The organism is Vibrio sp. IB15 (genome assembly GCF_016406055.1).
GTDB classification, from domain to species: Bacteria; Pseudomonadota; Gammaproteobacteria; order Enterobacterales; family Vibrionaceae; genus Vibrio; species Vibrio chagasii.
The window spans coordinates 16,674-42,908 of the sequence record NZ_JAEFCE010000035.1; the positions used below are offsets into that span (position 1 = coordinate 16,674).

Sequence of the window (26,235 nt, forward strand, 5' to 3'; positions counted from 1 at the left end):
GTGTTTAGCTCTTACTTGGGGTATCGACAATCGTTGAATTCAACGTTTGTATAGTAATGGTGTAGCCTTGGGTCAAATGTTTAAAAACAATGTTGCCTGCCGTTTTGTGTGTATTCGGTTTGGCTTGGTAATCAATTCGGATGATTGCCTTCTTGTCGTCATCAAACACAGTGCGGCTGTTATCTGTATCGACTAAATGCCAGCCTATACCTTGTAGTGGTTGGGCCCATGCTTCTGCAGGCCACAAGGTGAGCATCAAATTAAACAGTACCTGTTCGGGCTGCGGTAGGGTAGCACCGAGGCCAGATAGCACTTGTGTTTCAATGGCTTGGTTTTGATACTGCAGCGATAATATGCGTGTACCCCAAGAAGAAAAGCCGGCTAAAACGACCTTATCGGGTGTAACTTCAACTTGAACTGGTAACTGCTGGGTATCTTCTTGCCAGCTTGCGCTAATCAACTGACTTGCTGTTAATGAGTACCCAAGTTCTTCGGGTAGGGGCAAGGCGAGTTCTCTGTCTTGATTGATAGTGACGCTCGCACCTGTCGGTTGTTGAGAAACCAGTGAACAGGCATTGAGTAGGAAGCTAAATACGACAGCGAGCGCTATCTTGATTGTCTTGTTCATCTAAATGCCTCACGAGGTTTGTTCTTTTCTGTGGCTTGCTCATTGTTGATGGCGAGCGGGGAAAGCAGCCACGCCACAAAAATTCCGGTTAACACGGTAATCCCGAAGCTATGAATGGCATGAGTCTGACTCAGTGACAGTAAGCCGAATGACAGCAGTGTCGTGAGGCCAGATAAAGTGATTGCTAATAGGGTGCTCAGCGACTTCTTCTGCTCCGCAAAGAACAGGGTGTAGTCGATACCGATCCCTAAAATCAGAATCAAACCAAGCAGATTAAATAGGTTTAATGTTGAGCCTAAAACGCCAGTCACCGCTAACCCCGCGACACCTGCAATTAGAGATGGTAGAAGCATTAATAGGCTTTGTTTCACGCCATATCGCCAACCTAGCACCATGCCAATAGCAGCGAAGGCAATCAATAACAGCTCGGTAATTTTGACGCGGTACTCAGCAAAAAGAGAGGAGATTTCATCTGCTTTATTGAGGTATTTCACACCTTGCTGCTGAGCAAAGTCGGACTCTAACCATTGTGAGAACAGCTCAGTGTTAGTGACGTCTTTGATCATGATAACTGACGCTGCTTGGTTATTGATTGGTTTTAACCAAAGCGGGCGAATAGGTTCTGATACAGGCGACGGTAGAAACTCATCGAGCGTGATCGGACTGTATTTAGGAAGCTCTGGGAAGCTCGGCCAGCCAAGCGTAGTTTGTAGTGTGGCGCTTTGACTATCATAAAGCTGCTTAACCAGCTGATAGTTATGGTGTTGTTCTTGCTCACTTGGCAGGTGTTGATTGACGCTGCGATAGCCTGAGATAGCTTGCTGAGCGACTAAGTTATCAAGATTAGAACTGATCAATGCTAACTTATTGAGCAGCGCTTGGTTGCTTTCGGCAGTAACTAGCAGCATGTTCTGAGCACTACCTAAACCAGATATCTCAGAGATAGCTTGCTCTTGTTGTTTTAGCTCGTCAGGCATTGCTTGAAGCTGCCTGATATCGTCGTCGTAGCGAACCTGAGTGATTGACGCCAAACTTAAGACGGTCACTATCAATGGCAAGCCGATTCTAAACCTAGGATGGCTCCACAAGTTTAACCATGTGTGCCAAAGGCCAGCCAAAGGAAGCGCTCGTTCTTGGCTCGGTTTAGAGGCCAACACGGGGTACCAACACACCACGCTTGCGTAGGCGGCGATAAGTCCGATGGACGAGAATAGTGCAAGTTGTTGTAGACCAGGGAAAGGCGCAACCAGCAGCCCTAAGTATCCGATTAAGCTAGTGATTAAACCTAGGGTGATGGCAACTAAGATGTGCTTTAGCCCTTTGTCACTCTGCCATTGGCTTCCTGCGGCCAAACGGTCAGTAAGGTAATGAAACGAGTAATCGATGGATACGCCAATCAAGCTCGCGCCAAACACCAAGCTGAATAGGTGGACCTTGCCAAAGATAGCGACGGTGCTCGCCAATGCGACCAATAACCCCGTGCTAATTGAGAGTAAAGACAAGGCAAGTGGGAGTGCGCTACGAAACGTTAACCACACCAATAAAATTACGCCCGCTAATGACCCTAAACCAATAGTGCTGATTTCAGATTTCGCACTTTGGGTGCCGTAATTTGCGTAGAAAACCACGCCAGTGTGCTGAACTTTAACGTCAAATTGCTTCTCAATGTCTCGCTCTAAAGTATCTAGCGCGGGTAGTTGTTCTTGAATCGTCAGGCTATAAGGAGAGCCCGCCAGCGTTGCGGTAACGAGGATATGTGATTGCTCTTGAGATTGAGCGGTGAGATAGCCATCTTTAAGTCCAAAGTTACTCGAGCGGGTGCCAACCTCGCTTATATAGTCTCGAAATAACAGGAATGGGTCTAAGGTTAGCTCGGTCGCTGTTACGCCTGAAAAAGGGTTGTACAAGGATTGAATCACATACTGAGCTCGTGACTCAGGTGCGTGCGTCAGAGTCTTTTTTTGTTGCTCTGTTAGTAGCTGAGCTCGATGACGGAAGTAGAAGTCACTCCATTGGCTTTGCGTACTTGAGTTGATTTTACCTTGTACATGCTTGAAGAGTACTGAGCCACCAGAAAACGTGCCATGATTGAGTGCTTTTTCAAAGGCTTTAGTTGCCGCAATAGTGTTCTTGATGTCTGCTCCACTCAAGATAAACACCACTTGCTCACTCATAGAGTTGGAAATCTGCTGGAAAGCTTGTTCAACCATAGGATCTTGTTGATTTTCAGGCAGCAATTTCATTATGTTGCTTTCGATCGGCACTGAAGAAGAAAAAGCGAACTGTTTAATCAACAGTCCGCTAAAAAGCGCCGCAATTACTAGCCAGACAAGGGCGAGCTTAGAGTTGAAATTGTTGCGCTTCGGCATCTGACAATACTTCCGGTTGATGGCTTAGCTGGCTAAATTCGATCACCGTGCTATCTCCGCGAATCTCCTTTAACTCAATACGCTCAATATCACTGTTACCTTGCAGTCTGATAGCCTCAAATATTGCATTCATTGGTGCGCTTTTGGGCTTAAGAGTCAGTGTCCAAGATCCTGTGTTTTGGTCTGAGCTTTGCGCAGTTGCAGGCTGGAATGACAGTGAGAATTGGTCTTGAAGTTTTTGTGTATCACCGTGGAACACAGATAGGAAAATATGGCTGAAATAAAACGCCATTGGGTTTTCTTTATCAGTGATGATCTTTGCGGGCTGGTCGGCAAACCTTTGGCTCAACTTGTTGTCGGTGAGCACTAAGTTCACCGGAAACGGTGTGGTTTGTGTCCAGAGTAGGCCATTTGATTTGTCTAATAGGAATGTACCTTGCGACGTCAGAGGTTGGGCGAACATCTCCATATTGCGCGTTTGAGTGAACTCGCCACGAACAATGCTATTTTCGCTGAGTACCGTCTGCAGCTCTGAGATAGAACCGACAGCAGCAGCGCTCTCTTCAGCGCTTACAAGGCCACTCGTCATTATCGCTGTAAGCCCAAGTAGCACAATATTGATGTGTTTGCGGCTGCGTTTAAACAGATTCATGATTCACCTGCGGTGGGCTAGAGGCCTGAGGTTGCTGTTCAGCTGTGAGAGGTAAGCAGCCAAACTGGTGCCAGTGTTCTACTTTTTCAGTAAACACTTTCGGTGAAGCAAAGCACATTTCTTGCTCTTCAATGGTTACCGCAACCTGCATAGTGTGTGCTCGAGTCATGCGAGCACCGGTTAGGGCATCATGAATTTCATAATCGACGCGCAGGCGGTTTTCCCACTCGGTGAGCTTCGCCGTTACTTTAATTTTGTGATTAAACGGTATCGCCTTAATGTATTTTACGCGGGTATCGATGATAGGCCACATGTAGCCTGAATCCTTCATCTCATGGTAGTTGTACTCAATCTTGTCCATCATGATGCGTCGTACTTCTTCGAAAAATCGGAAGTAGTTGCCGTGATAGATCACGCCCATTGGGTCGGCATCTTGGAATGAGGTGACAAGTGTCACCTCAGATTGTAATGGATGAAGGATTTCAGACATAAATCGCTCTCAACAATATTGCGTAAAGGGTTGGCTACTTTATAAGGTCATAACTCTATGAGTAAAGTGACCAATGCTGATTTTGAATACGAGTAATAAAGTGGCGTAGATCGCCTTCAAGCGGGCGGTCCTCGACTATAAACTCAAACTCTTTCAGTACTTCGTCGCGAATGTGCTTGAGGTTTTCACTCATATGGTGCTCATCAAGCTCATTGTGGCGTTTACGTAGTTCAAGCGCTTGCGTACCGGCTAGAAGTGACGCTGCTGCCACTTGCTCTGTCAGTTCAAGAACGCGTAAACAGTCACGAGCTGCGATGGTGCCCATGCTCACTTTGTCTTGATTGTGACACTCAGTTGAGCGAGAGAACACACTTGCAGGCATGGTGTGTTTCAATGCTTCTGCTGTCCAAGCTGACACGCCGATTTGTACTGCTTTAAAGCCGTGGTTGATTGGCTTACGTTCGCCTTCAGCACCCGTTAGATTGAATGGCAGACCGTTGTTGAACTTGTAATCCATCAGCTGCGCCATTTGGCGATCAAGCAGGTCAGCAAGGTTGGCTACGGCAGTTTTTAGCGTATCCATTGCCATTGCGATATGACCACCATAGAAGTGTCCACCGTGCAGTACGCGTTCGTTATCACCATCGATAATTGGGTTGTCGTTTGCACTGTTTAACTCGTTCTCGATAATCTGGCGAAGCCAAGGTAGGGAGTCTTGAACCACACCGATAACATGTGGCGCGCAGCGCAGAGAGTAACGATCTTGTAGGCGGTCACTGTTACGTGGCGGGCGATCTGCTTGCAGATCATCACGCAGCCATGCCGCAACTTGTTGTTGACCCGGATGGGGTTTTACTGCGAACAAGGCTTCATCGAAGTGGAAGTCATTGCCATGCATACCGACCGATACCATAGCGGTGATCTTAGTTGATAGCTGAGCTAGGTATTCCGCACGCTTGTAAGCGATACACGCTAATGCCGTCATGACAGACGTACCATTCATTAACGCTAAGCCTTCTTTTGGCTTAAGCTTGATAGGGCTAATGCCTAGCTCTTTGTAGACGTCACTGGTTGGGCGCACTTCACCTTTGTAGATGACATCACGCTCACCAATCAACGCGGCTGCTAAGTAAGACAGAGGTGTTAAGTCGCCACTGGCACCCACCGAGCCTTCTTGAGGAATACGTGGTGAGATGTTTTGGTTGATTAGGGTAACGATCTGGTTAAGCAGATCATGAGTCACGCCAGATACGCCTTGTGACAGCGAACAAAGACGAGTTGCAAGTACCGCACGTGCTTGCTCGTGAGACAGTATTTCACCCAAGCCACAACCGTGGAAGCGTGTTAGGTGAAGAGGCAGTTCATCGACAAGGCTTGGCGGAATCGCAACCGTACAAGAGTCACCGTAACCTGTTGTTACGCCGTAAATCACACCTTCTTCTTTAAGTAGGCGCTCTAGGAATGCTACACCGCGGTCGATTTTTGAAGTGAACTCGTCACTGGTGTTCATCGAGGCTTTTGCGCCCTGTGAGATAGCGACAACATCCTCAATTGTGAGGCGTTCGGCACCAAAGGTGATGCTATTTGGATTCTTTTTCGTCATGGTGCTTGCTCAATGTCCAAAAATTAAAAAAGTTATACCACTGAAGTGGTGCTTTCAGTGTGTAGTGCTGAAGTCGGTCTGCGTATTGTTGAACGACTTGCTTTAAAGATTGTTCGCGTGTTTTTCTGGGTAGCTCGATTCTGTCGCTAAAATGCTCGAAATAGACATTAAAATGCGGTTTTGCTTGTGAATCGTCACGTAACCCAAATAGCAAAAATACGGGTGCTTTGAGTACAGAGGCTAACATAAATGGCCCTTGAGGGAACGGCGCTTCCTTACCCAAGAACTCTGCCCATACCGAGCGGCTCTCTTTGCTGGTGGAAGTTCTATCCCCGACAATAACGATCCACTCACCTTGCTCTAACTTCTGCTGTAAAAGGATCGCCGTATCAGGCCCCATTGAAGTCACTTGAATTAGGTTTAGATCTGACTGCGGATTAACCGCTTTCATTACTGAATTAAAACGCTCTGCGTGTTCTGTAAAAACCAGCGCATTGATTTTGATGTTTGAGTGTCTGCGACCTAAAGCGCGACATAATTCAATGTTGCCTAGGTGTGAGCCTAAAATCAGCACACCTTGCTTATTTGCCACCATGTTTTCGAATTGGTCTTGGCCTTGGATGGTGAGGTTCTCTACTGAGAAATCGCCTTTCCATGCAGCAAGCTTGTCGAGCATGGTATGCCCAAACGAAAGCAGATGGTTGTAGCTGGTTAGTTCGCCGGGTAACTCAATATTTTGCTGTTCCGCATAGGCCTTCAACTGAAACAAGTATTGCTCAGAAGCGTTTCGCGCGCGCTTGCCCGTTAAGTGGTAGTAACGCATCACACCACGTAGAATGAGGTTGAACACACCGCGACCTAACAAGGTATAAATGGCTAATAACAGTTTGATACCTAAAACGGTGCCGCGTTCCTGGGTGCGAGACCAGTGCGGTTGCTCTGAAGTTTGCTGTTCTGAATCCGTCGATGAAGCTTGGTAACTTTCAGCAGAATCGGATTTGAAATGGCGAGCAATCAGCTTTGGTGCTCTTGGCAACATGCCGAAGAACAGGCGCGTATGCATCCAACTGATTTTGATGTTATCCCACAATGCATCGAAATGAGAGATGCCGTTTTCAGGATAGATGACTCGAGTTTCAACGAAGTCTATGTCGCAGCCTTCCCAATACAGGCGAACTAGAATTTCGATATCGAAGTCCATTCTAGAGCCAATATCGTATTTGCTAAGTACCGCTTGTGTTTGGTTGATAGGGTACGCTCTAAAGCCGCACATGCTGTCTTTAATTGATAAAGAAAGGGTTTCTATCCATACCCAAATGTGTGTCGCGTAGCGCCCGTACAGTCTCGCCTTGGGCACACTCTCGTCGTAGACAGGCTGGCCTGATATCAGACGTTGTGGCTTAGCTTGTGAGGCCTCAATTAATGTTGGTAAGGCTTCAAGGTCGTGTTGTCCGTCAGCATCAATTTGAATGGCGTGGCTAAAGCCGAGTTCGTGTGCTTTTTTGATACCGGCCTTTACTGCACCGCCTTTGCCTTGGTTCTGCTCAAGTGTCACCAAGGTTACGTGTGAGTGCTCTGCTAGGGGAGTGAGAAATTGTTTTGTAGCGAGCTCACTACCATCGTCAACGATGATGATCGGCAACTCAAAATGATGGAGTGATGACACCACCTCAGGCATGGTTGCGCCATGGTTAAAGCACGGGATAAGGAAGCAAGCCTTGTAGTTGCTTTCCTTTTTGGGGTGTTGAGAAGTAGCCTCGACGGGAGTGCTATTCACTTTTCTCTCCCAGCTTCATTTTGCCTGATGAATGGGTTTGCTCACCGTTATTTGAGGTGTAGCTGAAGCTCAACTTGCTTTTATCAGCATCCCATTTGAGTGATAGTTGGATTGTGGCGTCAGGCAAGATAGGCTCTTGGAACTTAATGACTTCCATGCCTTTAAAGAAACCAGGAACGCCTAACTCTTGGACTGCGTAGTGAAGTGCCCAATCAATTTGCGTGACGCCCGGTAGAATAGGGAAGCTCTTGAAGTGCCCCTTAAAATCGGTGATATCTCCGCTAACATTAAGTGTCAGGGTCGATTCATTTTCTACAGTGTCTACCGCAATGACGGTTGGTTTTCTTTTATCCATAGGGCGTGCTTAGAATCCTTGGGCAAATATTGGTTCTTTGACAAAAATATAAAAAGATAATCTCAGTGTAAAATACGATCAGCGGTTACTATGATTTTATTAGCTGTTCTATGTGAGACGTTAATCGCTTACCTTGGCTGTTGAGGGGAATCTCATCAACAATACGATATTTTCTTGGGATAGCGATTGGCTCCAACCACTTTCTGAGTTCTGTACGCAGCATCAACCAGAATTTACCTTTACTCATGGTCGATAAAGTGGCTTGGCCTTGATCTGATAATACCAAAACCGAGGCTAGGATGAGGCGCTCTGGTTCTTCAAATGGAATCACCACACACTCGCTTATCCAAGGCAGTTGCTCAAGACGCTTTTCTACTTCAACCAGTGATACTCGTTTCTCTTCAATCTTGATCACCCGGTCCGTTCGACCTTTCAATATGAATTGACTATCTGAGACCATTTCGCACTCGTCGGCGGTTTGATACCAGTTGTTTTTATCGATATATGGCGACAATAACTTAATGCAGTTCTCACTGTTGAGACTAGCCTCAATACAATCAAAAAGTTGCCAAGGCGTTTGAGCGCTCTCTTGCTGACGAAATGCTATGCCGCCAGTCTCTGTGCTGCCAAATACCTCTATTGGTAAATGTCCTAGTAAATCACGCGACTGATGAGCAGACTCGGTAGGCAGTGGACCACCCGAAGAGAAGACTCCTGCAAGTTGTACCTGGTTGGTCTCATGCTTTAATCGCTTCAGTAGTGCAGGGCTGCTGATCAGCACACAGTTTTTATTGGCATGAGATAGAATTTGTTCAGGGTATTCTAGGTTGTTACGAGCAAACGGAATACCAGAGCAGAGTGGCCACAAGACTCTAAATAGTAAACCATAGATATGTTGATGCGAAACCGTGCTTTGAACTTGATTGCCTTTGAGCAGCTTGCCCCAGTTTTTGTGTAGCTGTGCGGTCTCAATATCCAGCAGCTCTAGCGTTTTATTTATCGCTTTTGGTGTACCGCTTGAACCTGAAGTGAACAGGGTCAAATGGGTGGCTGCCAAATCAATGGCCGGAAGACCATCGGACTGAGGTTTTTCTACTTCAGTGCTTGAGTCCAATAAGGTTTGGATATTGCGAACGTCACTCACCTCAACTTCGCCAATCGAGTCATCAACTAGCAGGCAATCAAACTGTTCACCTAACTCAGCAAGTGCACAAGGTTGGTAGTTACCCGGTAAGATGATGTGTTTGTTCGCTGCTGCACACGCTAAAAATGCTATCGAAAATAGGTAGCTATCTTGGGTACAAATCGCAACTCGTTGAAAAGGGGATGAAGATAAAAGGTGCACGAGTTGAGATAAGTCGTCGTTAAAGGTTTGCCACGTAATCTCACTATTGTCTTCAAAGCAGACAATAGATTCAGGGACTCTGTTCTGGCTGAGAAGTTCAGACAACGAGGTGTAAGATACGGTTTGGGTCATAACAATTTAACTCTGACGAATGCGCTGTCTTACTACCCACTCCCCTGCAAAGAGCACCCCTGCAAACAGATAGCTGAGTAAGCCATTGTATAGGGTCCATACTTCTAGCGGCTGGAAGCAGGTGTAAAAAGCAATAGAGCCATTGATAACAAAGAACAAGCACCAAACTTTGGTGACTTTTCTGGTGTAATCAATGCCACTTTGTGGAAGCTCTGGCTCTTGAAGGCGAGCAAGACGTTCGATGATCGTTTGTGGTTGCCATAGGCTTGAAGCAAATACAGCCAGCATACAAACATTAACGATAACGGGATAATAGGTTAGCCAGCCATGCTGCTTAAAGGTTAAACCTAATGTCAGCAGAACAATACCAGCACTTCCACTGATCCAAGCTAGGTGTTTTAGCTCTTTGATTTTTGCCTGGTCGCCGGTAAAAATGCGAACAGCAAAGATAACGGCCAACACGATACCCACGGTTTGCAGGCCAAACTTGTTGAGTCCAAAGTAAACCGCTATTGGATATGTGAAAAGTATGATTGCCGACAGCAAAGTCAGCAGAGGACGCATTATGCGTCCTTCAATAGTTCAACCACAGACTCTACAACGTCATTAACGGTGCGTACTGCTTTGAACTCTTCAGGCTTGATCTTCTTACCTGTTACGTTCTGTAGATGAACGACCAAATCAACCGCGTCAATGCTGTCTAGGTCTAGATCAAGATAAAGATGAGCTTCCGGCGTGATATCTTCAGCATCAAGCTCGAACAGCTCAATCAGCGCATCTTTAACCTGGTTGTATACTTCTTGTTGGTTAGCTTGTGTCATAAAGATCTGTCTAGTTGTTCGTTTGAGATGAGATGTAATTCGCTAGGTTTGCAACCGATGCAAAATGCTCGCGAGTGTTTGAATCATCAGCATCAATTACGATGTTGTACTTCTTCTTGATAGCAAGGCCAAGTTCTAGTGCATCAATAGAATCTAGTCCTAGTCCATCACCAAACAGTGGAGCTTCCGTTTCAATCTCATCAATGCTCATGTCTTCAAGATTTAATGCGTCGATGATCAGTTGTTTCAGTTCGTTGTGTAATGTTTCCACTTTGGCCTACTTAATGCTTTGTCTAAATGCTGCTTTAAGGGGGCGATTCTACATTATATGAGGTATTTTCGAAATGCCGATATCGCCTGTTATGTTATTGATACGCTAAATGTTTTCTTCGGAAGGGAAAATTGTTTGTGCAAGATGATGATTAAGGCGTCTTGCGGCCGAAGTTAAATTATTTGAGCCTTCAATAAATGGTGCGACTTCTATTTTACCTTTCACCGCGACATGAAAAAAGGGCTTCGTCACAGGAACTTGATACCATTTTTTCTCTTTCGTTAAGAATGTCGGAGAAACCGTAATATGAATCACCCGTAAATCAGTTTGTGTTCGGGTGGCAATTTGTGCCGCACCACGCTGTAAGGATGTTTCAATTCCGGGCGTTGTGCGAGTGCCTTCCGGAAAAACAAGTAGCACATTCCCGCGCGAAAAGCGCTCTTCACAGCGTTCTAAAAGATCGTCGGGAGCCTGATTGGGTATGTAGCCCGCGGCTTTGACGATCCTTTTCATAAATGGGTTTTCCCAAATGGCGGCTTTAACGAGGCAATCACATTGAGGAAGTTGCGATGCGATCAATACATAGTCAATCAAACTTGGGTGATTGGCAACGATGATACAGTTGCGATCTTCTCGCAGTAGTTCCGCACCATCAATTCGATAATCTATTGCGCCTGTGAATTTCATGATCTGGCAGAAGGCATTGAATGAGAAGCGAATCAATCGTTGAGCTCTGAGCTCACGCTGAATGGTGTTAGGAGTGATGAGCGCGATAGATGGCAAGAGCAAGAAGCTGAGAATTAGGCCTCCCAAGCCGAAGATGGTAAAGCAGAGGCCTGTCGCGAATACTCGCCAATATTGGTCGACCTTGCTCATTATAGTTCTCCGGCTTTCGCGTTGTTTGTCCAAGTCCAATCTTGATGCTTACCTGTTATGGTCCAGCTCTGTGAACCTAGAAGGATGTTTTGTAGCGCCTGCAAGCCTTGTGGTAAAGGAGTGGCTGAGCTTTCGTTAGCTACAGCTCTTGATACTGAGTAATCACTTCCTGAGGTGAGCACTAACCCTAGCGCATAGTCGGTATAACTTTGAGCTTCGAACTCTTGATAGAGCTCTGGCAAAGGCTGGTCGAAATCGATAACTAACACACGATGTGATGGATATTGATTCAGGTAAAGATAGGCTTCAATCAAAGCGTTGTGGAAAGTATCTTGGCCGGCCGCGATAGAGGTCAGAGGGATTGGTGCTTTCGCTGCGATGGTAGTTAACCCTGCAGCTGTATTATGCACGGACTGTGAAAACGCCATTGGCGAGGCATCATCACCTTCCAATATCGACTGGATCAAGGTTGCGGTTCGGTGCAGTTCACCATGTCGACTGGCAAAAACCAGGTAATCAATCGAGTTGTCTTTTAAGAGTGTCAATGCAGTTTGAACGGCCAATTTACTTTGTAGGCTCATTCGGCGGCGCATCATCGGTGGGATCGCTTTAAATTCAGTTGAGCCATCTTGCGGCCAATCTAAATTAGTGCTCCAGGCTTGCCATTCGGCATCAGAATTGAGACCAGCCGAGTTTGCAGACCATTTCTCAATATTAAACGACATTAATTGGGATTGATTTGACATAGAGTATTGATTTGCTTTGGGTCTAACTAAATACTATGCGTGCTTATAAATAAACACAGATAAGGAATTTTAATGAAATTACTAAAAATAGCCGTTTCAATGTTATTCATATTGGTTCTTGCAGGGTGTGGACGTGTCCAGCCTGTAATGAATGTTGAGGATACTCCAGTTGCACATAATCTTCAAAGTAAACAGGTGAAATCAGCTATTTATGAATCTGCTGAAAATCGAGGCTGGTTAGTTTCTGAGATTAAACCTGGTTTGATCCGCGCTGAATTGTATGTTCGTTCACATCACGCAGTGGTTGATATCCCTTATAACGACAAATTTTACTCTATTCTTTATGTTGAATCAGAGAATTTGAAGTATGACGATGGTGAAATACACCGTAATTACAACCGCTGGGTTAATAACTTAAACGTTGATATTAAACGTAAGCTTGCACAAATGGCAGCTGAGTAACCCTCTATTATTTATAAGTTAGGTTTTTCGTGTCGGAATATAAATTAGATCCATTCAATGCATTAGAAGCAAAAACAGAAGCACAAAAATTATCTTTTGCTCCTATTGTTTTTCATACTGCTCGTACACTTCGTGATTTAGGTATTTTAAAAGCGCTCGATGATGCGGGGAGCGATGGCTTACCTGCTGAGACTATTTCAGAAATAACAGGTGTATCTGAATATGGTGTGAAAGTGTTACTTGATATGGCGCTTAGCGCTCATATTGTTGTTTGGGAAAAGCCTAACTATAAGATAGCCAACCTTGGTTTCTACCTGTTGCATGATGGCATGACTAACGCAAACATGGATTTCACAGCCGATGTTTGTTATGCCGCGATGATGCACCTCACTGAAGCGATTGAAGAGGGCACTCCTGCTGGTTTGAAGGAGCTAGGGGATTGGGATACGATCTACCAAAGCTTGTCTCAATTACCTGAAAAAGCGAAAGAGAGCTGGTTCAAGTTTGATCACTTCTACTCTGATCGCTCATTCCCCGTTTTGCTTGAGAAGGTTTTCAGCAAGACACCTAAATCGCTGGTGGATATTGGCGGTAATACCGGTAAGTGGGCAATGCAGTGTTGCAACCATGATTCTGATGTTGAAGTCACGATTGTTGATTTGCCACAGCAGTTAGAAATGGCAATGGCGAACGCTAAGCAACATGGCCATCAAAACAGAGTGACGCCTTTCCCGGCCAACATGCTAGATAAGCAACAAGCGCTGCCAACGGGTGCGGATGTGTGGTGGATGAGTCAATTCCTCGATTGTTTCTCGCCAATGGAAATCCTTAGCATCTTAAAGCGTGTCCGCTCTCATATGTCAGAACAAGCGACCGTTTATATCCTTGAATTGTTCTGGGATGCACAGAAATACGATGCAGCTTCGTATAGCTTAAACGCGACTTCGCTTTACTTTACCTGCTTGGCAAACGGCAACAGTCGTTTTTACTGCAGTGAAGATTTCTTAGAGATAGTTGAAGAAGCTGGCTTTGAAGTGGTCACTCGCACCGATGATATCGGTCTTGGTCATACGCTTCTTGAATTGAAAGCTAGCGCGCAATAACACATAACAAACATGGCTTAAATTAATGAAAAAACTGTCTACTCAAGTAGTGATCATCGGAGCTGGGCCATCAGGGTCTATTGCCGCGTCTTTATTGCACAAAAAAGGCATCGATGTTCGAGTAATCGAAAAAAGCGTGTTCCCTCGCTTTTCAATTGGTGAAAGCCTATTACCCGCTTGCATGGAAGTGATTGAACAGGCAGGCATGACCGACGCGGTGACCAAGGCTAACTTCCAATACAAAGATGGCGCAGCATTTCGTAAAAATGGTGTGTACACCGCGTTCAATTTTGAAGATAAGTTCTCTACTGGACCGGGAACCACTTTTCAGGTTCAACGTGGTGCTTTTGATAAGGTGCTTGCAGATACTGCTGAGGCACAAGGTGTCACTATTGATTACCAGCATGAGTTGACGGGCATTAATTTTACCGATGACAGCACTATTTTAGATGTTCAAGTACTTGATGGAGAAAGCTATCAGCTCGAAGCACAGTACGTTTTGGATGGCAGTGGTTTTGGTCGAGTGTTGCCGAAGATGCTTGATCTGGAAGAGAAATCATCACTTCCACCTCGAAAAGCTATTTTCACGCACATTAACGATCATATCGCTGAGGTGGATACTGAGCTAGATTATGACCGAAACAAAATCCTAATCTCTGTGCACCCAACCAATCCTGATGTCTGGTATTGGTTGATCCCGTTTAGCAACGGTGTTTCTTCATTTGGTGTGGTAGGGGAGCCGAAGTTCTTTGAGTCTTACCCTGAAGATAAGATTGCCGCGATTAAGCAATTGGCAATGGAAGAGCCGGGTTTGGCTGAAATATTGGCAAACGCTGAGTACCCAAACCCTGCGGGTGAAATCGGTGGTTACTCTGCCAACGTTAAACACCTTGCAACTGACAAATACGCACTACTGGGTAACGCTGGTGAGTTTCTTGATCCTGTGTTCTCGTCAGGCGTGACGATTGCCATGAAGTCGGCGCAGTTTGCGGTTGAGTGTGTGGAAAAGCAGCTCAATGGTGAGACGGTCGATTGGGAACGTGAATACGCGGACCCGTTGATGGTTGGCGTAAACACCTTCAGAACGTACGTTGAAGGTTGGTACTCCGGTACTCTGCAGGATGTGATTTTCTATCAGGATCCCAACCCTAAGATTAAACAAATGGTGTGCTCGATTTTAGCGGGCTACGCATGGGATCAAACCAATCCTTATGTGAAAGATTCAAAACGCCGATTGACGACACTGGCAGAGATCTGCCGAAGCTAGATGGTCTATTTAGTGCTTTGCCATCGTGATAGTTCTATCTTATTGCTCCAAAAATAAAAAAACAGCTGCAAATGCGGCTGTTTTTGTATCTGACTCACTAGGTAAACCGATTGGAATTTAAGGCTACTTCAGGTCGATGCTGTTGAGGCGTCCCATGAATATGAGTAAATCAATCACGTCTTTGTGAGCGTCAAGTAGTGCGCGCTTAGTTTGGCTGTATGCGGCCAGTCGACCGTGCTTTCTGATGGAGCAGACCTTGGTTTTGTATTTGTAATCGCTGTTATCGGAGAACACGCGCCATTTGGCGATATAGCACTCATCACGATGTTCAGGGTCACTTTGTGTTGGGTTTGGCTTGAATACAATCTTAGGCTCTAAACTATGTGGAAGGCGCGTCATTAGGTAAGGCTCCTTGAGAACCTTCTTCCAAAACTTACCCCAAAGCTCTTTACCCAGCTCGTCTCTCAATTTGATGGTTTTCTTGAGTGCTTTTTCTTCGCCCATACGAACAAAACCGACAGACCGGTGCAGTACCGTGTCTTCTGGTGTGTGGATGTGGATCTTAAAAGCGGTCTTACCTTTCGAAATAAAGCGATAGCCGGTAGCACCAATTAGATTATTCTGACTCATAGCTTGCTAAATGATGATTATGTTATTAGTAAGGTTACGACAAATACGTAAAAACCGAAACTAATACCCATGAAAAAATTAAAGCCTTAACAGAGGTGCTAAGGCTTTATTAGAAACTATGAGTTTAGAGTGCTGCTAACTACATGATTTTTTGCATCACATCACCAATTTGAATGCTTCCCGCCAGGCTTGGCTGATCAATCGTCAGTTCAGCTTCGTTCTCGTAGACGCGAGAAACGGTCAGTGTGATATCGCTTTGTGAGACTTTATTGCGAGGTAAACCTCGTTGGTCGATAAACGAACCTGTGTGCCATAGCTGCAGTTTGTCACCCTGTTGTACGCCATGCATTCGGCCCAAATCAATGGTCACTGTATTACCGAATACGGCTGCAACTTCAGGAAGCGTGATCTTACAAGAGACTTCAGACTCTAAGTCCAACATGATGTTACGGCTAACACGAAGCATCATGCTGCCGTAGGTCGATGCCCAGAAACGAGCACTGCGAGTGTCAACTTCACTGGTTTTAGCAAATGGCCACTTTGCCACTTCACGATAGCTACGGGTGTAGATTTGATGACCTGTCTTACCATCAAATACTTGCATCTCTAATGCAAACTGACGGTTGATGATGTCATCTTTTAATAGCTTGGATTCGATGGTTGCCGTTAAATCGGTAATGTCACCACCGATAATGTATTGCGCGCCCGTGTCTTGAGCGATCATCTTGATCACTTCAGGTTTACGTTTGTCGATGTCGTAATTGGTGGTACCGACAGAAACAAAGCTGCGAGACTCTTTTGCTAGCTGCCTATCAACCACGTGGCCGAAATCATCACCGATGTTGTAGATTCTTCCCATCACGGCTTGTTGTGGAGAGGTGACATCGATATTCCCCACCAAGAAGGTTTTCTTGTATTGGCTCTCATGGCAAGCATTTGCCGAAGGGTAGATGTCGACTCTTGCGGTGATCATTAAATTGCCACCGCGTTTCTTCTCTTTATCAACCAAGATGTAGCGTACTTCGTGGTTAGTAAATTGGTATTCCTTTTTCTTGCCATCGAGATAAGGCGTCAGGTTCGCAATACTGCCAATGTCAGCCCCCGAGAACTGAACGGCCTTATAGACCGCGTCTTCCAGAGCGTGGATCCTTGCCGTCTCTTCTGACGAGACGATGGTTGCGGTACCGGTAACTTCATACCATGAGGCATGAGCACTGAAGCTTATGATTATCAGTGAACCTATTGAAAATAAGTAAGAAATTATTTTTTTCATCTATTCGTTACCAGTTGGGTATAAATATTGCTTAACAAATAACTATAAGCTTGACGCTGACTTAAGTGCGTTTTTCTTAATCTGAACCATTAATGAAAAGCAAAGACTGTTCCAACATTGTAATCCATTGAAAAGAATAATGGCGAGAACATATTGGAACAGGTAGCACTAAAACTATCTGGAGATTAGAGAATGAAAAAATGGCTCGTAGTAATGAGTGTCATGTTGCTGACATCATGCGCTTATTCGCCGATCTATAACGGCAAGACTGAGTATGCCGGCAGTCAGTTCATGCTGATGGACAGCCCTCGTCACACCATGGATTTCTTCGTTGAAAGCATGACTGAAGACTTGATCGTGTCGAACACCAGTATCTCAGCAAGAACGCCTATTGCGATCACCTCGTTTGTTGACCTGCAACACATGGACACAACAAACTGGCTTGGTAATTCAGTATCTGAAGGTTTCATTCATCAGTTTCAGCGTCGTGGCTTCAAGGTGGTCGATTTTAAAACCACGGGTTCTATCCAAGTGACTCATCAAGGTGACTTTGCGATTAGCCGTGACTGGAAAGACTTAGCTCAAGAGCAAGACGTTCAATACGTACTAACGGGTACTATGCTGCGCCAAGAGGGCGGTGTGCTTGTTAATGCTCGAGTGGTGGGCATGCAAACTCGTATTGTCGTGGCTTCGGCACAAGGCTTTTTGCCTGCAGACCGTATTGGCCGTGACCTCGATACTCTGAACAGTATTCGAACTCAAGATGGCGTGATCATTCGTTCTGACCCAACGATCAGTCAGCCTTATACTGTTATTCTTCGCCCTTAGGAGTTCGAGATGAAGAAGTTAATATTTGTGGTTGTTGCTTTACTGCTTGTTGGCTGTCAGCCTTTGCAGAGCATGAGACCAGACGATTTCTTGGTTGCTGTTGGTTACGCGAGTATCAGTGAGCAAAAAGGTCGCAACGACGAAGAGAAGCGCATCCGTGCGATGAGAGCCTCTAAGATCGATGCCTATCGTGAACTTGCGGAACAAGTTTATGGTATGCGAGTCAGCGGCCGTGCTGAACTTGAAGACCAACGCCTTGGTACAGAGCGCACATCAGGTGCGGTTGATGGGGTTATCCGCGGTGCAGAAGTCGTGCGCAGTTACCCAGTTGGCGATAGCTATGTGACTGAGCTTCAGTTGGATATCCGCAAGATGGATCAATTACGTAACTACGGCGAAGTTCAGGCTGTACCTGAGAAGAGACAACAAACGCTGTTCTAGTATCGGAGCATGAATAAATGATATTGGCCGCCAGTCGCTTTCCAGATGGTGTATCGGCAACCAATAACCAGCAAACGCTGCCCAAAGGGTTCGGCTAAAAGCGTTTTACTCTTTGTTGAGGGAGATTTGCTTAGAATGACTAGGCTACTTCCCCCTCGCCGCGATTAAAACGCTTTTGACTAGGCGTCCCCATCCGAACAAAATTTAACCACGAAAGTTCAACACGCCCTAACATGAATATAAAAGCGGCAAGTATGAAAATACTTGCCGCTTTTTGTTTTTGCTGTCTTGGGCGTACTTTCAGATATGTGGGTGTTTGATTGGAGTCGAAATGTAGATAGGCTGAGATACAGATACAGATACAGATACAGATACAGATAGGAAAAAACAATGGTGTTATCGAAAAGGTGTAGCTTAACTAAGCTTTTACGTTGGTTCCCAACGTTGAAATAGTGTGCGTTTGACCGCCGGCGTTGTAAGTCATACCAATTTTGCCGTGGCTTTGTTGCATCATGTTGCTGAGTTTTTTGAAGCTGAGGTGTGCTCGATTTAGGGCCTCGCCATTCACCAGGTTCGCTTGATGACAATCGTGCACAATAGACTTGATGGTTGAGACTAACTGAGCAAGTTCAGGATTCTCGGTCAGTTCTGAGATATTGCTATGGGCAGCGATGCGTTGATCGGTTGATCTTAGCTGTTCGACAAGGACCACTTTTTCCTTGGCAATTCGCTCAATATCTGTCGATTGTCGGCTTGTAATAGCGGTTTTCTCTGAACTTAGTAGCTCAGATAAGGCTTTGGCATTTTGAAGTTGGAAATTAACTAAATCTGCTAGTGCCGCCATAACGTAACCTATCAATAATCTTGTGTGTCTTAAGTTAAGCACTCAGTACAAGAGGGGAGAACTTAAAGACCTTTTAATTCGTTTTCGAACTTCATCATATTGTCGGCCAGTTTTTCTGGGTCAACTGTGTATGAACCGTTCGCGATCGCTTCTTTGATTGCTGCAACTTTTGCAGAGTCAAAGCTTGGGTTTGCTGCCATGTCTTGGTGGAGTTGACCGATCGCTTTGCCTTGTTGGCTTAGTGAAACCGCATCTTTGCTCGCTGGTGATTTAGTTGAAACATCAGAGCGTGATGACTCAGAACTAGAATCAGAGCGTACTGCTGATCGGTTAGTGGTCGTTAGGGTTTGCCCTGAACGAATGTTATCAATGCCTGCCATAGTTAAGCCTTTTTCTTCAAAAATGGGAACCTGTAAAGTCAATATCGACCAAGGGTTCGATTACTTTAGCAATTTTTCGCTCTTTAGTCGAAAAGGGATATAACACTGAAGCTACGTATTTCAATGCTAGAGTCGAAAGCGAAATAGCTAACGGTACCGCCAATTGAGAAGTAGAGAGTTAAAAGTAAACCGTGACTTCAGACATGTTGGTAACAATACCTTCAATTATACGCTGTGATTTATCATTTTTCACTCTTACTTGATCACCCATAGAGCCATCAGTTAGCGCTGTGCCTTTAGTCGTAATGGTCATGCCACCTTTTACTGCCTGTATGATAACCTTCTCGTTTCGACATACGACACAAATGTCACCCCTTTCGACAACGTCACCCGGCCTTAGGTTCTTTTTTACCTTGGCGCCGATAACTTGCTCTGGAGCGGTGAAGCCTTGGCGACGGAATTTGTTAAGAGAAATCATCGCGGTTGTCACGTCGTATTGACCGACAATCTCGCCTCTCGCGAGTGCTCGAGTAGTCGTCACAAGCGGCACCGACATCGCAAGACGTACCGGTACATAAACTCGCCACTCATCAGGAACACATTGCACTAAAACCGTAATACTGCTGCGGGTATTTGTGGTGGTTGAGGCACTTGTCTCAAGAGGAATCGGGCAGTCTGTTGCTTTGATTCTTGAGTCAACATTTGCTGAATTAACAAAGAGTTCGCCGCCTCGTGGCTGCTCAACGGTATCAATAATGTGTTGCTCTGCCGCAGACTGAATCTTCTCAATTTGTTCTGGGGTCGCAGCTTGCACAAAAAAACTAAACAATATTGATAAAATGCCGATAAACTTAGCGACAGTTTTAAAAGTAGCTCTACACATTGCTATGGAAAGAGGTGGCAAATTTGTTTTATAATACGTCATTCCGTTTCTCTGGTGGTTCGTAGCCTGCAGTAGACTAACACTTTTTATACAAAAAAGTTTGATATGGAGATGAGCTCATGACGGGTATTCTTGATTCGGTGAATCAGCGTACGCAACTCGTCGGTCAAAACCGATTAGAATTACTAACCTTTCGCCTAATGGGGCGTCAGCGTTACGGCATTAATGTCTTTAAAGTAAAAGAAGTGCTTCAATGCCCTAAGCTGACGAAGATGCCAAACTTGAACCCACTGGTTAAAGGTGTCGCACACATTCGTGGCCAAACGATCTCTGTGATCGACCTGAGCTTAGCGATTGGTGGCCGTCCGACAACGGATGTTGAAAAGTGTTTTGTGGTTATCTCTGAGTTCAACCGAACCATTCAAGGTTTCTTGGTCAGTTCAGTAGAGCGCATTATCAACATGCACTGGGAATCGATTCTCCCGCCGCCAGATGGCGCTGGTAAAGCGAACTACCTGACAGCGGTAACCAACATCGACAATGAATTGGTCGAAATTCTTGATGTTGAAAAAATCCTAGCTGAAATTTCGCCTGTTGATGAAACTATGGACAGCAAGATTGCCGAAGAAATCGCAGAAGTAGAACAAGAAAAAGAACTCGTTCGCCGCATCTTGATTGCTGATGATTCAACCGTTGCACGTAAACAGGTTCAACGAGCTATTGAGTCGATCGGCTTTGAAGTGATTGCTGTGAAAGATGGTAAAGAAGCCTACGAAAAACTGATGCAGATGTCAGCAGAGGGCAGCATTTACGATCAGATCTCATTGGTGATCTCGGATATTGAAATGCCAGAGATGGATGGCTATACGCTGACTGCTGAGATTCGCCGTCACGCTGAGCTAAAAGATTTATACGTAATTTTACACTCATCATTGAGTGGTGTATTTAACCAAGCCATGGTTGAGCGTGTGGGAGCGAACTCCTTCATTGCTAAATTCAACCCTGATGAGCTTGGTGCAGCCGTTAAAGCTGCTTTAACTAACTAAAAGAGACATTAATGACTGCTATAATAATAAGTGATCAAGAGTATCGCGATTTCAGCCGTTTCTTAGAATCTCAATGTGGCATTGTATTAGGTGACAGCAAACAGTACTTAGTGCGCAGCCGCCTAAGCCCATTAGTGGCAAAGTTTAATCTAGCTTCGCTGTCTGATTTATTGAGAGATGTAGTGACGGGCCGAAACCGTGAGTTGAGAGTGGCAGCAGTGGATGCTATGACGACGAACGAGACACTTTGGTTCCGAGATACTTACCCGTTTGCAGTGCTTGCGGATAAACTTCTACCGGAAATAGCGGCAAATAAACGTCCTATTAAGATTTGGTCTGCGGCAAGTTCTTCAGGCCAAGAACCATACTCAATGGCAATGACGGTGCTTGAGACTCAAGCTCGTAAGCCTGGTATGCTGCCAAATGTATCGATCACCGCAACGGATATCTCAGCAAGCATGTTGGATATGTGCCGCACTGGCGCGTATGACAACCTTGCTTTAGGTCGTGGTCTTTCTCCAGAGCGCCGTCGTACCTTCTTTGAAGATGCAGGCGATGGCCGCATGAAAGTGAAAGACAACGTGAAGCGCATGGTGAACTTTCGTCCACAGAACCTGATGGACAGTTACGCACTGCTGGGTAAGTTCGACATTATCTTCTGTCGTAACGTACTGATTTACTTCTCTCCAGAGATGAAATCTAAAGTGCTCAACCAAATGGCGAACAGCCTGAACCCGGGTGGTTACTTGCTTCTGGGGGCGTCTGAGTCGTTAACTGGTTTAACGGACCGCTTCGAAATGGTTCGTTGCAACCCAGGTATCATCTACAAATTGAAGTAATTGCCGCCACCTAAATATGGTGTGACATTACTGAATAATTTTAAAACCCAGCCAAGTGCTGGGTTTTCTTTTTCCGGCTTAACCTATATCTTTAAGTCAGAGTGACATTTCAATTTACTCTATTTTTTGGCTTGTATATTGCAAGTTTACCCACGAGTAACCTGTAAAAGCATAAATAGACCACTTTGTTTCAAAAGTTGGTATATATATTGCTTTGGTTATTTCATAACAGTCAGTTCTTGAGTTGAGGTTTAGATGGCTATTTCTTTTGACAATGCTTTGGGCATTCACCAGCACACAGTTGGTGTACGTGAGCGTAACGCTGAGGTGCTTTCCACCAATATCGCGCAAGCAAACACGCCAGGGTATAAAGCAAAGGGATTAGACTTCAAGAAATCACTGCAGGCGGCAAGTTCTGGGGCAAGCATTGGTCTTAGCCGCACAGACGGTCGGCACATTTCTGCCGAAACGACGGTGAATGGGGAAACGAAGTATCGAATTCCTACCCAACCTGATACAGGAGATGGCAACACGGTTGATTTGGATTTGGAAAGAAACCTTTTCATGCAAAACCAAATTAGGCATCAAGCCTCTCTCGACTTCCTAGGAAGTAAGTTCAAGAATTTAACTAAAGCGATTAAAGGGGAATAATTAGATGAGCTTATTTAATGTATTCAATGTGACTGGTTCTGCGATGAGTGCTGAATCTGTTCGTCTAAATACGACCTCGAGCAACCTTGCAAACGCAGACAGTGTAAGTAGTTCTGCTAAAGAAACTTACAAAGCTCGCCACGCAGTGTTCGGCGCTGAGTTAAATCGAGCACGCAACAGTGACCACACTGTGCCTGTGAAAGTATTAGGTATCGTAGAAAGCGATAAGCCGCTGAGCGCGGAGTACAACCCAGACCACCCATTAGCGAACAACGAAGGCTTCATCTACAAGTCTAACGTGAACGTTATGGAAGAGATGGCAAATATGATTTCGGCATCACGTGCGTACCAAACGAACGTACAGGTTGCTGACTCGAGTAAACAAATGCTGCTGCGTACGCTGCAGATGGGTCAATAAGGATAAGGAGGTAGCACATGGCTGGAATCAACAACAATGTTGGTCAAAGCGGCTTGTCCTATGTTGACCAGCTGAAGAGTCTTCAAGATGGCGCTAAGAAGCCCGACGAAACAACTGGTAAGCAGGATCTTAAGCAAGAAGATTTCTTATCTTTGTTGACTAAGCAACTAGCACAGCAAGACCCTTTTAAGCCGGTTAGCAATGACCAGATGATTGCGCAAATGGCTTCATTTGCGACCGTTGATGGCATCGGCAAAATGAATTCACAGTTTGAAAGCTTGAACTCATCGATGACCTCTAACCAAGCACTGCAGGCCTCCTCTTTGGTTGGTCGTGATGTATTGGTTCCTGGTGCGGCAGGTGTAAAGCAAGGTGATGGCGGTATGGCGGCAATGGTTAAGCTTCCTCAAGCGATGGACAACGTTATGGTCCGTGTTGAGAACGAAGTGGGCCAATTAGTTCGCACTTTTGATATTGGCTCTAAACCTTCAGGCGATACACGTGTTGAATGGGACGGAAAAGACGAAGACGGTAACCCATTGCCGGCCGGTAAATACAACGTGAAAGCGTCGGGTTTACTGGATGGCGAGAACACAGAGTTCCAAGTTTCCAGCTATGCGAACGTGAACAGTGTGCTTCTTGGTAAGGGTGATGGCAACGTACTACTCAATCTGGCTGGTTTCACATCGCCAGTACGACTTGCTGAAGTACTAGAGGTTGGTAAAGCGTAGCTCTTAAGTGAGTGAACATGCTAGCTAGATAGATTAGGAGAATATTGGAATGTCATATGTAGCTTTAAGCGGCCTATCCGCTGCACAATTAGACCTGAATACAACCAGTAACAACATTGCGAACGCAAACACATTTGGCTTTAAAGAGTCTCGTGCTGAGTTTGGTGATGTTTACTCAAACTCGTTGTTCACAAACGCAAAAACGACGTCAGGTGGTGGTGCGCAAGCTAGCCAAGTGGCGCAACAGTTCCACGAAGGTTCAAGTATTTATACAAACAACCCAATGGATCTACGCGTAAGTGGTACAGGTTTCTTTGCGGTAGCGAAAGACCGTATGGTGCCAGAGATTAACGAACTAACACGTAATGGTGCATTTCACTTAAACAAAGACAACTACATGGTTACGGCTAGCGATGAGTTTCTTTTAGGTTACGATGTTGATCCAAACTCGGGTGAAGTTCTTTCTTATGCGCCAAAGCCTCTCGACATTCCAGCTGAATTTGGTAAACCAAAGCAGACAGAAAACATTGAAGTAGGGGTTAACCTTCCCGCAAACGGTGACCTTAAAGATCCGGCTGCATTTAACTTCAAAGATGCTGATACCTATAACCGTGCAACGTCTTCGACGGTATACGATTCTATGGGCCAGTCTTACAAGTTAACGACTTACTACCTCAAAGATCAGACGCAACCAAATACTTGGCAGACGTACTACACCATGACTGATGAGACTGGCGAGAAGCCACTCAACATTACTGGTGGTGATGCAACGAATGCTCAAGGTCATGTTGGTCATACAATGAAGTTCAACAATGACGGTACGTTAGCAAGCTTGAACAGTGGTCAACCGATAAACTCGGACCCACTAGGTGCTGGTGCGAACCCAATCGACTTGAACGGTGCAGATCCAACACAAGTGCTTAAGTTTGGTCTAGATTCTTCAACCCAATTTGCGGCTCCGTTTGAACTGACTAAGTTTGATGAAGATGGTGCAACAACAGGTTTCTTAACCAAAATCGATTTCGATGAGTACGGCAGTGTTCTAGGTACTTACTCAAATGGTGAAAACGTAATGCTTGGTCGTGTTGGCCTAGTACGCGTACCAAACGAGCAAGGTCTGGATAAGAAAGGCGGTACCCAGTGGGATTCTACTAACGACTCAGGTGACAAAATCTGGGGCGAATCTAACAAAGGTTCATTTGGTAGCATCAACAACGGCTCTCTGGAGCAGTCGAACATCGATATGACTCAAGAATTGGTTGATTTGATTTCTGCTCAACGTAACTTCCAAGCGAACTCTCGTTCTCTAGAAGTACACAACCAACTACAACAGAATATTCTTCAGATTCGTTAATCGTTTCTAACGTTTGAATCATCTGTGAATACCCAATTCAATGTTATTGAATTGGGTATTGTTGTTTGCTTTTTTATTTGCCGCCCTTATTGCCGCCCGGTAATGCCACTGGCAACAATTCTTCCTCAATGATCCTTTTGTGATCACCTTTCTTGTTTGTTTTTTATTTAAGTTGTTGATAAATAACAGTTAAAAATATTGGCACAGTGTTTGCTTTATTAGCCCCAGAAGATGATTTTTGGAGCAAAATTATGGATCGCGCACTGTTTCTTGCCATGAGTGGCGCTAAGCAAAATATGCAAGCTTTGCAGCTACGTGCAAACAACCTTGCCAACGTAAGTACAACGGGTTTCCGTGCTGATTTAGCACAAGCGCGTTCAATGCAAGCGTATGGCGAAGGTATGCCTACTCGTGTTTTCAGCATGACAGAACGTCCAGGACATAATTTTGCGCAGGGTAGTGTTGTTACCACTGGTCGTGATCTTGATGTCACTATCCAAGGTGATGGTTGGATTTCGGTAATGGACAACACTGGTCGCGAAGGCTTAACACGTAACGGTAACCTAAAGGTTGACCAAAACGGTTTGTTGACCAATGCCAGTGGTCACTTGGTATTGGGCGAAAATGACGCGCCAATCACACTGCCAATCCCAATCAGTAAAGTCGAAATTGGTACAGACGGTACGATCTCAGTCATTCCTCAAGGCGCTCCAGCTGAGGAATTGGAGGTTGTTGATCGTATTAAACTTGTACGTCCAGATAATCAAAGTTTGTTTAAAGATACGAATGGTCTATTCCGTTCGAAAAACCCAGATCAGGCATACGAAGCAGATGCAGCTGTCACGTTGCTAAAAGGTGCGGTCGAAGGCAGTAACGTAAATGCTGTAGGTGAAATGACCAGCCTAATTGACTTACAACGTCAGTTTGAAATGCAGGTCAAGATGATGAGCACAGCAGAGGAAATGGACAAGTCGTCTGATTCACTGCTTCGTATGAGCTAATAGAATTTAAAGGAAATTG

The 26,235-nt window shown here is 45.2% G+C and carries 30 protein-coding genes; 12 read left to right on the top strand and 18 right to left on the bottom strand.

The features are described 5' to 3' along the window. Positions 1-4: 4 nt before the first annotated feature. The 13 genes from JC606_RS13820 to JC606_RS13880 all read right to left on the bottom strand — a co-directional run bounded on the left by JC606_RS13820 (position 5) and on the right by JC606_RS13880 (position 12,065). The gene (locus JC606_RS13820; protein WP_137408635.1) at positions 5-628 is read right to left on the bottom strand and encodes a DUF3261 domain-containing protein; all 624 of its coding nucleotides are present in this window, start codon (positions 626-628) and stop codon (positions 5-7) included. Further along, positions 625-2,997: an MMPL family transporter gene (locus tag JC606_RS13825; protein WP_137408634.1), complete on the bottom strand. Its 2,373-nt coding sequence runs from the start codon at positions 2,995-2,997 to the stop codon at positions 625-627. Before JC606_RS13825 ends, JC606_RS13820 begins: the two co-directional genes overlap by 4 nt. Continuing rightward, positions 2,969-3,649: a LolA family protein gene (locus JC606_RS13830; protein WP_137408633.1), complete on the bottom strand. Its 681-nt coding sequence runs from the start codon at positions 3,647-3,649 to the stop codon at positions 2,969-2,971. The genes JC606_RS13825 and JC606_RS13830 overlap by 29 nt, the downstream gene beginning before the upstream one ends. Beyond that, complete coding sequence (locus tag JC606_RS13835) at positions 3,636-4,139, bottom strand: acyl-CoA thioesterase (protein WP_198778786.1); 504 nt, start codon at positions 4,137-4,139, stop codon at positions 3,636-3,638. Before JC606_RS13835 ends, JC606_RS13830 begins: the two co-directional genes overlap by 14 nt. Positions 4,140-4,194: 55 nt before the next feature. Next, positions 4,195-5,742: an HAL/PAL/TAL family ammonia-lyase gene (locus JC606_RS13840; RefSeq protein WP_137408631.1), complete on the bottom strand. Its 1,548-nt coding sequence runs from the start codon at positions 5,740-5,742 to the stop codon at positions 4,195-4,197. Further along, positions 5,720-7,519, bottom strand: coding sequence for a glycosyltransferase family 2 protein (locus JC606_RS13845; protein WP_137408630.1), 1,800 nt, complete (start codon positions 7,517-7,519; stop codon positions 5,720-5,722). The genes JC606_RS13840 and JC606_RS13845 overlap by 23 nt, the downstream gene beginning before the upstream one ends. After that, positions 7,512-7,874, bottom strand: coding sequence for an ApeI family dehydratase (locus tag JC606_RS13850; RefSeq protein ID WP_004739748.1), 363 nt, complete (start codon positions 7,872-7,874; stop codon positions 7,512-7,514). Before JC606_RS13850 ends, JC606_RS13845 begins: the two co-directional genes overlap by 8 nt. A gap of 88 nt (positions 7,875-7,962) precedes the next feature. Further along, positions 7,963-9,351, bottom strand: coding sequence for an AMP-binding protein (locus JC606_RS13855; RefSeq protein WP_137408629.1), 1,389 nt, complete (start codon positions 9,349-9,351; stop codon positions 7,963-7,965). A 6-nt stretch (positions 9,352-9,357) separates the two neighbouring features. After that, a complete protein-coding gene (locus JC606_RS13860) occupies positions 9,358-9,915 on the bottom strand; it encodes a septation protein IspZ (protein ID WP_137408628.1) in 558 nt (185 codons plus the stop codon). After that, the gene (locus JC606_RS13865) at positions 9,915-10,172 is read right to left on the bottom strand and encodes an acyl carrier protein (RefSeq protein ID WP_004739745.1); all 258 of its coding nucleotides are present in this window, start codon (positions 10,170-10,172) and stop codon (positions 9,915-9,917) included. Before JC606_RS13865 ends, JC606_RS13860 begins: the two co-directional genes overlap by 1 nt. Before the next feature lie 10 nt (positions 10,173-10,182). Next, entirely contained in the window at positions 10,183-10,443 is a 261-nt protein-coding gene (locus tag JC606_RS13870; RefSeq protein WP_004739743.1) for a phosphopantetheine-binding protein, read from the bottom strand. A gap of 105 nt (positions 10,444-10,548) precedes the next feature. Further along, positions 10,549-11,319, bottom strand: coding sequence for a lysophospholipid acyltransferase family protein (locus JC606_RS13875; RefSeq protein ID WP_198778787.1), 771 nt, complete (start codon positions 11,317-11,319; stop codon positions 10,549-10,551). Next, the gene (locus JC606_RS13880) at positions 11,319-12,065 is read right to left on the bottom strand and encodes a beta-ketoacyl synthase chain length factor (RefSeq protein WP_137408625.1); all 747 of its coding nucleotides are present in this window, start codon (positions 12,063-12,065) and stop codon (positions 11,319-11,321) included. Before JC606_RS13880 ends, JC606_RS13875 begins: the two co-directional genes overlap by 1 nt. A gap of 72 nt (positions 12,066-12,137) precedes the next feature. Here JC606_RS13880 and JC606_RS13885 point away from each other — a divergent pair, with 72 nt between their 5' ends. From JC606_RS13885 to JC606_RS13895, 3 genes are read left to right on the top strand one after another with little or no spacing between them, the layout of a single operon-like run. Then, positions 12,138-12,527: a hypothetical protein gene (locus tag JC606_RS13885; RefSeq protein WP_061034114.1), complete on the top strand. Its 390-nt coding sequence runs from the start codon at positions 12,138-12,140 to the stop codon at positions 12,525-12,527. A gap of 29 nt (positions 12,528-12,556) precedes the next feature. Further along, positions 12,557-13,630: a methyltransferase gene (locus tag JC606_RS13890; protein ID WP_137408624.1), complete on the top strand. Its 1,074-nt coding sequence runs from the start codon at positions 12,557-12,559 to the stop codon at positions 13,628-13,630. A gap of 25 nt (positions 13,631-13,655) precedes the next feature. Continuing rightward, positions 13,656-14,897 carry an NAD(P)/FAD-dependent oxidoreductase gene (locus JC606_RS13895; RefSeq protein WP_061034112.1) on the top strand — a complete coding sequence of 414 codons (1,242 nt, stop codon included), beginning with the start codon at positions 13,656-13,658 and terminating at the stop codon, positions 14,895-14,897. 123 nt (positions 14,898-15,020) lie between these two features. On the opposite strand, the gene JC606_RS13900 is transcribed toward JC606_RS13895, so the two are convergent. Then, on the bottom strand, positions 15,021-15,527 hold the full coding sequence (locus JC606_RS13900) for a Fe3+-citrate ABC transporter substrate-binding protein (protein WP_198778788.1): 507 nt from the start codon (positions 15,525-15,527) through the stop codon (positions 15,021-15,023). 139 nt (positions 15,528-15,666) lie between these two features. Then, positions 15,667-16,800, bottom strand: a complete 1,134-nt coding sequence (locus JC606_RS13905) for a flagellar assembly protein FlgT (protein WP_116870182.1) — start codon at positions 16,798-16,800, stop codon at positions 15,667-15,669. 192 nt (positions 16,801-16,992) lie between these two features. Between JC606_RS13905 and JC606_RS13910 the strand changes: the two genes are divergently transcribed. After that, complete coding sequence (locus tag JC606_RS13910) at positions 16,993-17,628, top strand: FlgO family outer membrane protein (RefSeq protein ID WP_032498316.1); 636 nt, start codon at positions 16,993-16,995, stop codon at positions 17,626-17,628. Between the two features lie 9 nt (positions 17,629-17,637). After that, entirely contained in the window at positions 17,638-18,069 is a 432-nt protein-coding gene (flgP, locus tag JC606_RS13915; RefSeq protein WP_102426547.1) for a flagellar assembly lipoprotein FlgP, read from the top strand. 418 nt (positions 18,070-18,487) lie between these two features. Here flgP and JC606_RS13920 read toward each other — a convergent pair whose 3' ends face one another. The 3 genes from JC606_RS13920 to flgA form a co-directional block, all read right to left on the bottom strand. Continuing rightward, the gene (locus JC606_RS13920) at positions 18,488-18,913 is read right to left on the bottom strand and encodes a flagella synthesis protein FlgN (RefSeq protein WP_004739725.1); all 426 of its coding nucleotides are present in this window, start codon (positions 18,911-18,913) and stop codon (positions 18,488-18,490) included. A gap of 62 nt (positions 18,914-18,975) precedes the next feature. Further along, on the bottom strand, positions 18,976-19,293 hold the full coding sequence (gene flgM, locus JC606_RS13925) for a flagellar biosynthesis anti-sigma factor FlgM (protein ID WP_061034108.1): 318 nt from the start codon (positions 19,291-19,293) through the stop codon (positions 18,976-18,978). Positions 19,294-19,471: 178 nt separating this feature from the next. Next, complete coding sequence (gene flgA, locus JC606_RS13930; RefSeq protein ID WP_198778789.1) at positions 19,472-20,218, bottom strand: flagellar basal body P-ring formation chaperone FlgA; 747 nt, start codon at positions 20,216-20,218, stop codon at positions 19,472-19,474. A 77-nt stretch (positions 20,219-20,295) separates the two neighbouring features. On the opposite strand from flgA, the gene JC606_RS13935 reads away from it, so the two are divergent. The 7 genes from JC606_RS13935 to JC606_RS13965 all read left to right on the top strand — a co-directional run bounded on the left by JC606_RS13935 (position 20,296) and on the right by JC606_RS13965 (position 26,216). Beyond that, positions 20,296-21,222, top strand: coding sequence for a chemotaxis protein CheV (locus JC606_RS13935; protein WP_004739721.1), 927 nt, complete (start codon positions 20,296-20,298; stop codon positions 21,220-21,222). An 11-nt stretch (positions 21,223-21,233) separates the two neighbouring features. Continuing rightward, positions 21,234-22,061 (top strand): protein-glutamate O-methyltransferase, encoded by an 828-nt coding sequence (locus tag JC606_RS13940; RefSeq protein WP_198778790.1) that lies wholly within the window; start codon positions 21,234-21,236, stop codon positions 22,059-22,061. A gap of 255 nt (positions 22,062-22,316) precedes the next feature. Beyond that, entirely contained in the window at positions 22,317-22,712 is a 396-nt protein-coding gene (gene flgB / locus JC606_RS13945) for a flagellar basal body rod protein FlgB (protein WP_004739719.1), read from the top strand. Positions 22,713-22,716: 4 nt separating this feature from the next. Continuing rightward, entirely contained in the window at positions 22,717-23,130 is a 414-nt protein-coding gene (gene flgC, locus JC606_RS13950) for a flagellar basal body rod protein FlgC (RefSeq protein ID WP_008218235.1), read from the top strand. A gap of 17 nt (positions 23,131-23,147) precedes the next feature. After that, the gene (gene flgD / locus JC606_RS13955) at positions 23,148-23,861 is read left to right on the top strand and encodes a flagellar hook assembly protein FlgD (protein ID WP_008218237.1); all 714 of its coding nucleotides are present in this window, start codon (positions 23,148-23,150) and stop codon (positions 23,859-23,861) included. Between the two features lie 49 nt (positions 23,862-23,910). Continuing rightward, complete coding sequence (flgE, locus tag JC606_RS13960) at positions 23,911-25,215, top strand: flagellar hook protein FlgE (protein WP_137409100.1); 1,305 nt, start codon at positions 23,911-23,913, stop codon at positions 25,213-25,215. Between the two features lie 251 nt (positions 25,216-25,466). Next, the gene (locus JC606_RS13965; RefSeq protein WP_004739714.1) at positions 25,467-26,216 is read left to right on the top strand and encodes a flagellar basal body rod protein FlgF; all 750 of its coding nucleotides are present in this window, start codon (positions 25,467-25,469) and stop codon (positions 26,214-26,216) included. The last annotated feature ends 19 nt before the right edge of the window (positions 26,217-26,235 follow it).

What these genes read in the sequence shown, in the direction of transcription:
- JC606_RS13935 (WP_004739721.1), top strand. Translation starts at nt 20,296, where the DNA reads ATGACGGGTATTCTTGATTCGGTGAATCAGCGTACGCAACTCGTCGGT.
- JC606_RS13940 (WP_198778790.1), top strand. Translation starts at nt 21,234, where the DNA reads ATGACTGCTATAATAATAAGTGATCAAGAGTATCGCGATTTCAGCCGT.
- JC606_RS13900 (WP_198778788.1), bottom strand. Translation starts at nt 15,527, where the DNA reads ATGAGTCAGAATAATCTAATTGGTGCTACCGGCTATCGCTTTATTTCG.
- JC606_RS13840 (WP_137408631.1), bottom strand. Translation starts at nt 5,742, where the DNA reads ATGACGAAAAAGAATCCAAATAGCATCACCTTTGGTGCCGAACGCCTC.
- JC606_RS13830 (WP_137408633.1), bottom strand. Translation starts at nt 3,649, where the DNA reads ATGAATCTGTTTAAACGCAGCCGCAAACACATCAATATTGTGCTACTT.
- JC606_RS13905 (WP_116870182.1), bottom strand. Translation starts at nt 16,800, where the DNA reads ATGAAAAAAATAATTTCTTACTTATTTTCAATAGGTTCACTGATAATC.
- JC606_RS13865 (WP_004739745.1), bottom strand. Translation starts at nt 10,172, where the DNA reads ATGACACAAGCTAACCAACAAGAAGTATACAACCAGGTTAAAGATGCG.
- flgP (WP_102426547.1), top strand. Translation starts at nt 17,638, where the DNA reads ATGAAGAAGTTAATATTTGTGGTTGTTGCTTTACTGCTTGTTGGCTGT.
- flgB (WP_004739719.1), top strand. Translation starts at nt 22,317, where the DNA reads ATGGCTATTTCTTTTGACAATGCTTTGGGCATTCACCAGCACACAGTT.
- flgE (WP_137409100.1), top strand. Translation starts at nt 23,911, where the DNA reads ATGTCATATGTAGCTTTAAGCGGCCTATCCGCTGCACAATTAGACCTG.
- JC606_RS13920 (WP_004739725.1), bottom strand. Translation starts at nt 18,913, where the DNA reads ATGGCGGCACTAGCAGATTTAGTTAATTTCCAACTTCAAAATGCCAAA.
- JC606_RS13855 (WP_137408629.1), bottom strand. Translation starts at nt 9,351, where the DNA reads ATGACCCAAACCGTATCTTACACCTCGTTGTCTGAACTTCTCAGCCAG.
- JC606_RS13825 (WP_137408634.1), bottom strand. Translation starts at nt 2,997, where the DNA reads ATGCCGAAGCGCAACAATTTCAACTCTAAGCTCGCCCTTGTCTGGCTA.
- JC606_RS13910 (WP_032498316.1), top strand. Translation starts at nt 16,993, where the DNA reads ATGAAAAAATGGCTCGTAGTAATGAGTGTCATGTTGCTGACATCATGC.
- flgM (WP_061034108.1), bottom strand. Translation starts at nt 19,293, where the DNA reads ATGGCAGGCATTGATAACATTCGTTCAGGGCAAACCCTAACGACCACT.
- flgD (WP_008218237.1), top strand. Translation starts at nt 23,148, where the DNA reads ATGGCTGGAATCAACAACAATGTTGGTCAAAGCGGCTTGTCCTATGTT.
- JC606_RS13850 (WP_004739748.1), bottom strand. Translation starts at nt 7,874, where the DNA reads ATGGATAAAAGAAAACCAACCGTCATTGCGGTAGACACTGTAGAAAAT.
- JC606_RS13820 (WP_137408635.1), bottom strand. Translation starts at nt 628, where the DNA reads ATGAACAAGACAATCAAGATAGCGCTCGCTGTCGTATTTAGCTTCCTA.
- JC606_RS13880 (WP_137408625.1), bottom strand. Translation starts at nt 12,065, where the DNA reads ATGTCAAATCAATCCCAATTAATGTCGTTTAATATTGAGAAATGGTCT.
- flgC (WP_008218235.1), top strand. Translation starts at nt 22,717, where the DNA reads ATGAGCTTATTTAATGTATTCAATGTGACTGGTTCTGCGATGAGTGCT.
- JC606_RS13965 (WP_004739714.1), top strand. Translation starts at nt 25,467, where the DNA reads ATGGATCGCGCACTGTTTCTTGCCATGAGTGGCGCTAAGCAAAATATG.
- JC606_RS13895 (WP_061034112.1), top strand. Translation starts at nt 13,656, where the DNA reads ATGAAAAAACTGTCTACTCAAGTAGTGATCATCGGAGCTGGGCCATCA.
- JC606_RS13885 (WP_061034114.1), top strand. Translation starts at nt 12,138, where the DNA reads ATGAAATTACTAAAAATAGCCGTTTCAATGTTATTCATATTGGTTCTT.
- JC606_RS13835 (WP_198778786.1), bottom strand. Translation starts at nt 4,139, where the DNA reads ATGTCTGAAATCCTTCATCCATTACAATCTGAGGTGACACTTGTCACC.
- flgA (WP_198778789.1), bottom strand. Translation starts at nt 20,218, where the DNA reads ATGACGTATTATAAAACAAATTTGCCACCTCTTTCCATAGCAATGTGT.
- JC606_RS13860 (WP_137408628.1), bottom strand. Translation starts at nt 9,915, where the DNA reads ATGCGTCCTCTGCTGACTTTGCTGTCGGCAATCATACTTTTCACATAT.
- JC606_RS13875 (WP_198778787.1), bottom strand. Translation starts at nt 11,319, where the DNA reads ATGAGCAAGGTCGACCAATATTGGCGAGTATTCGCGACAGGCCTCTGC.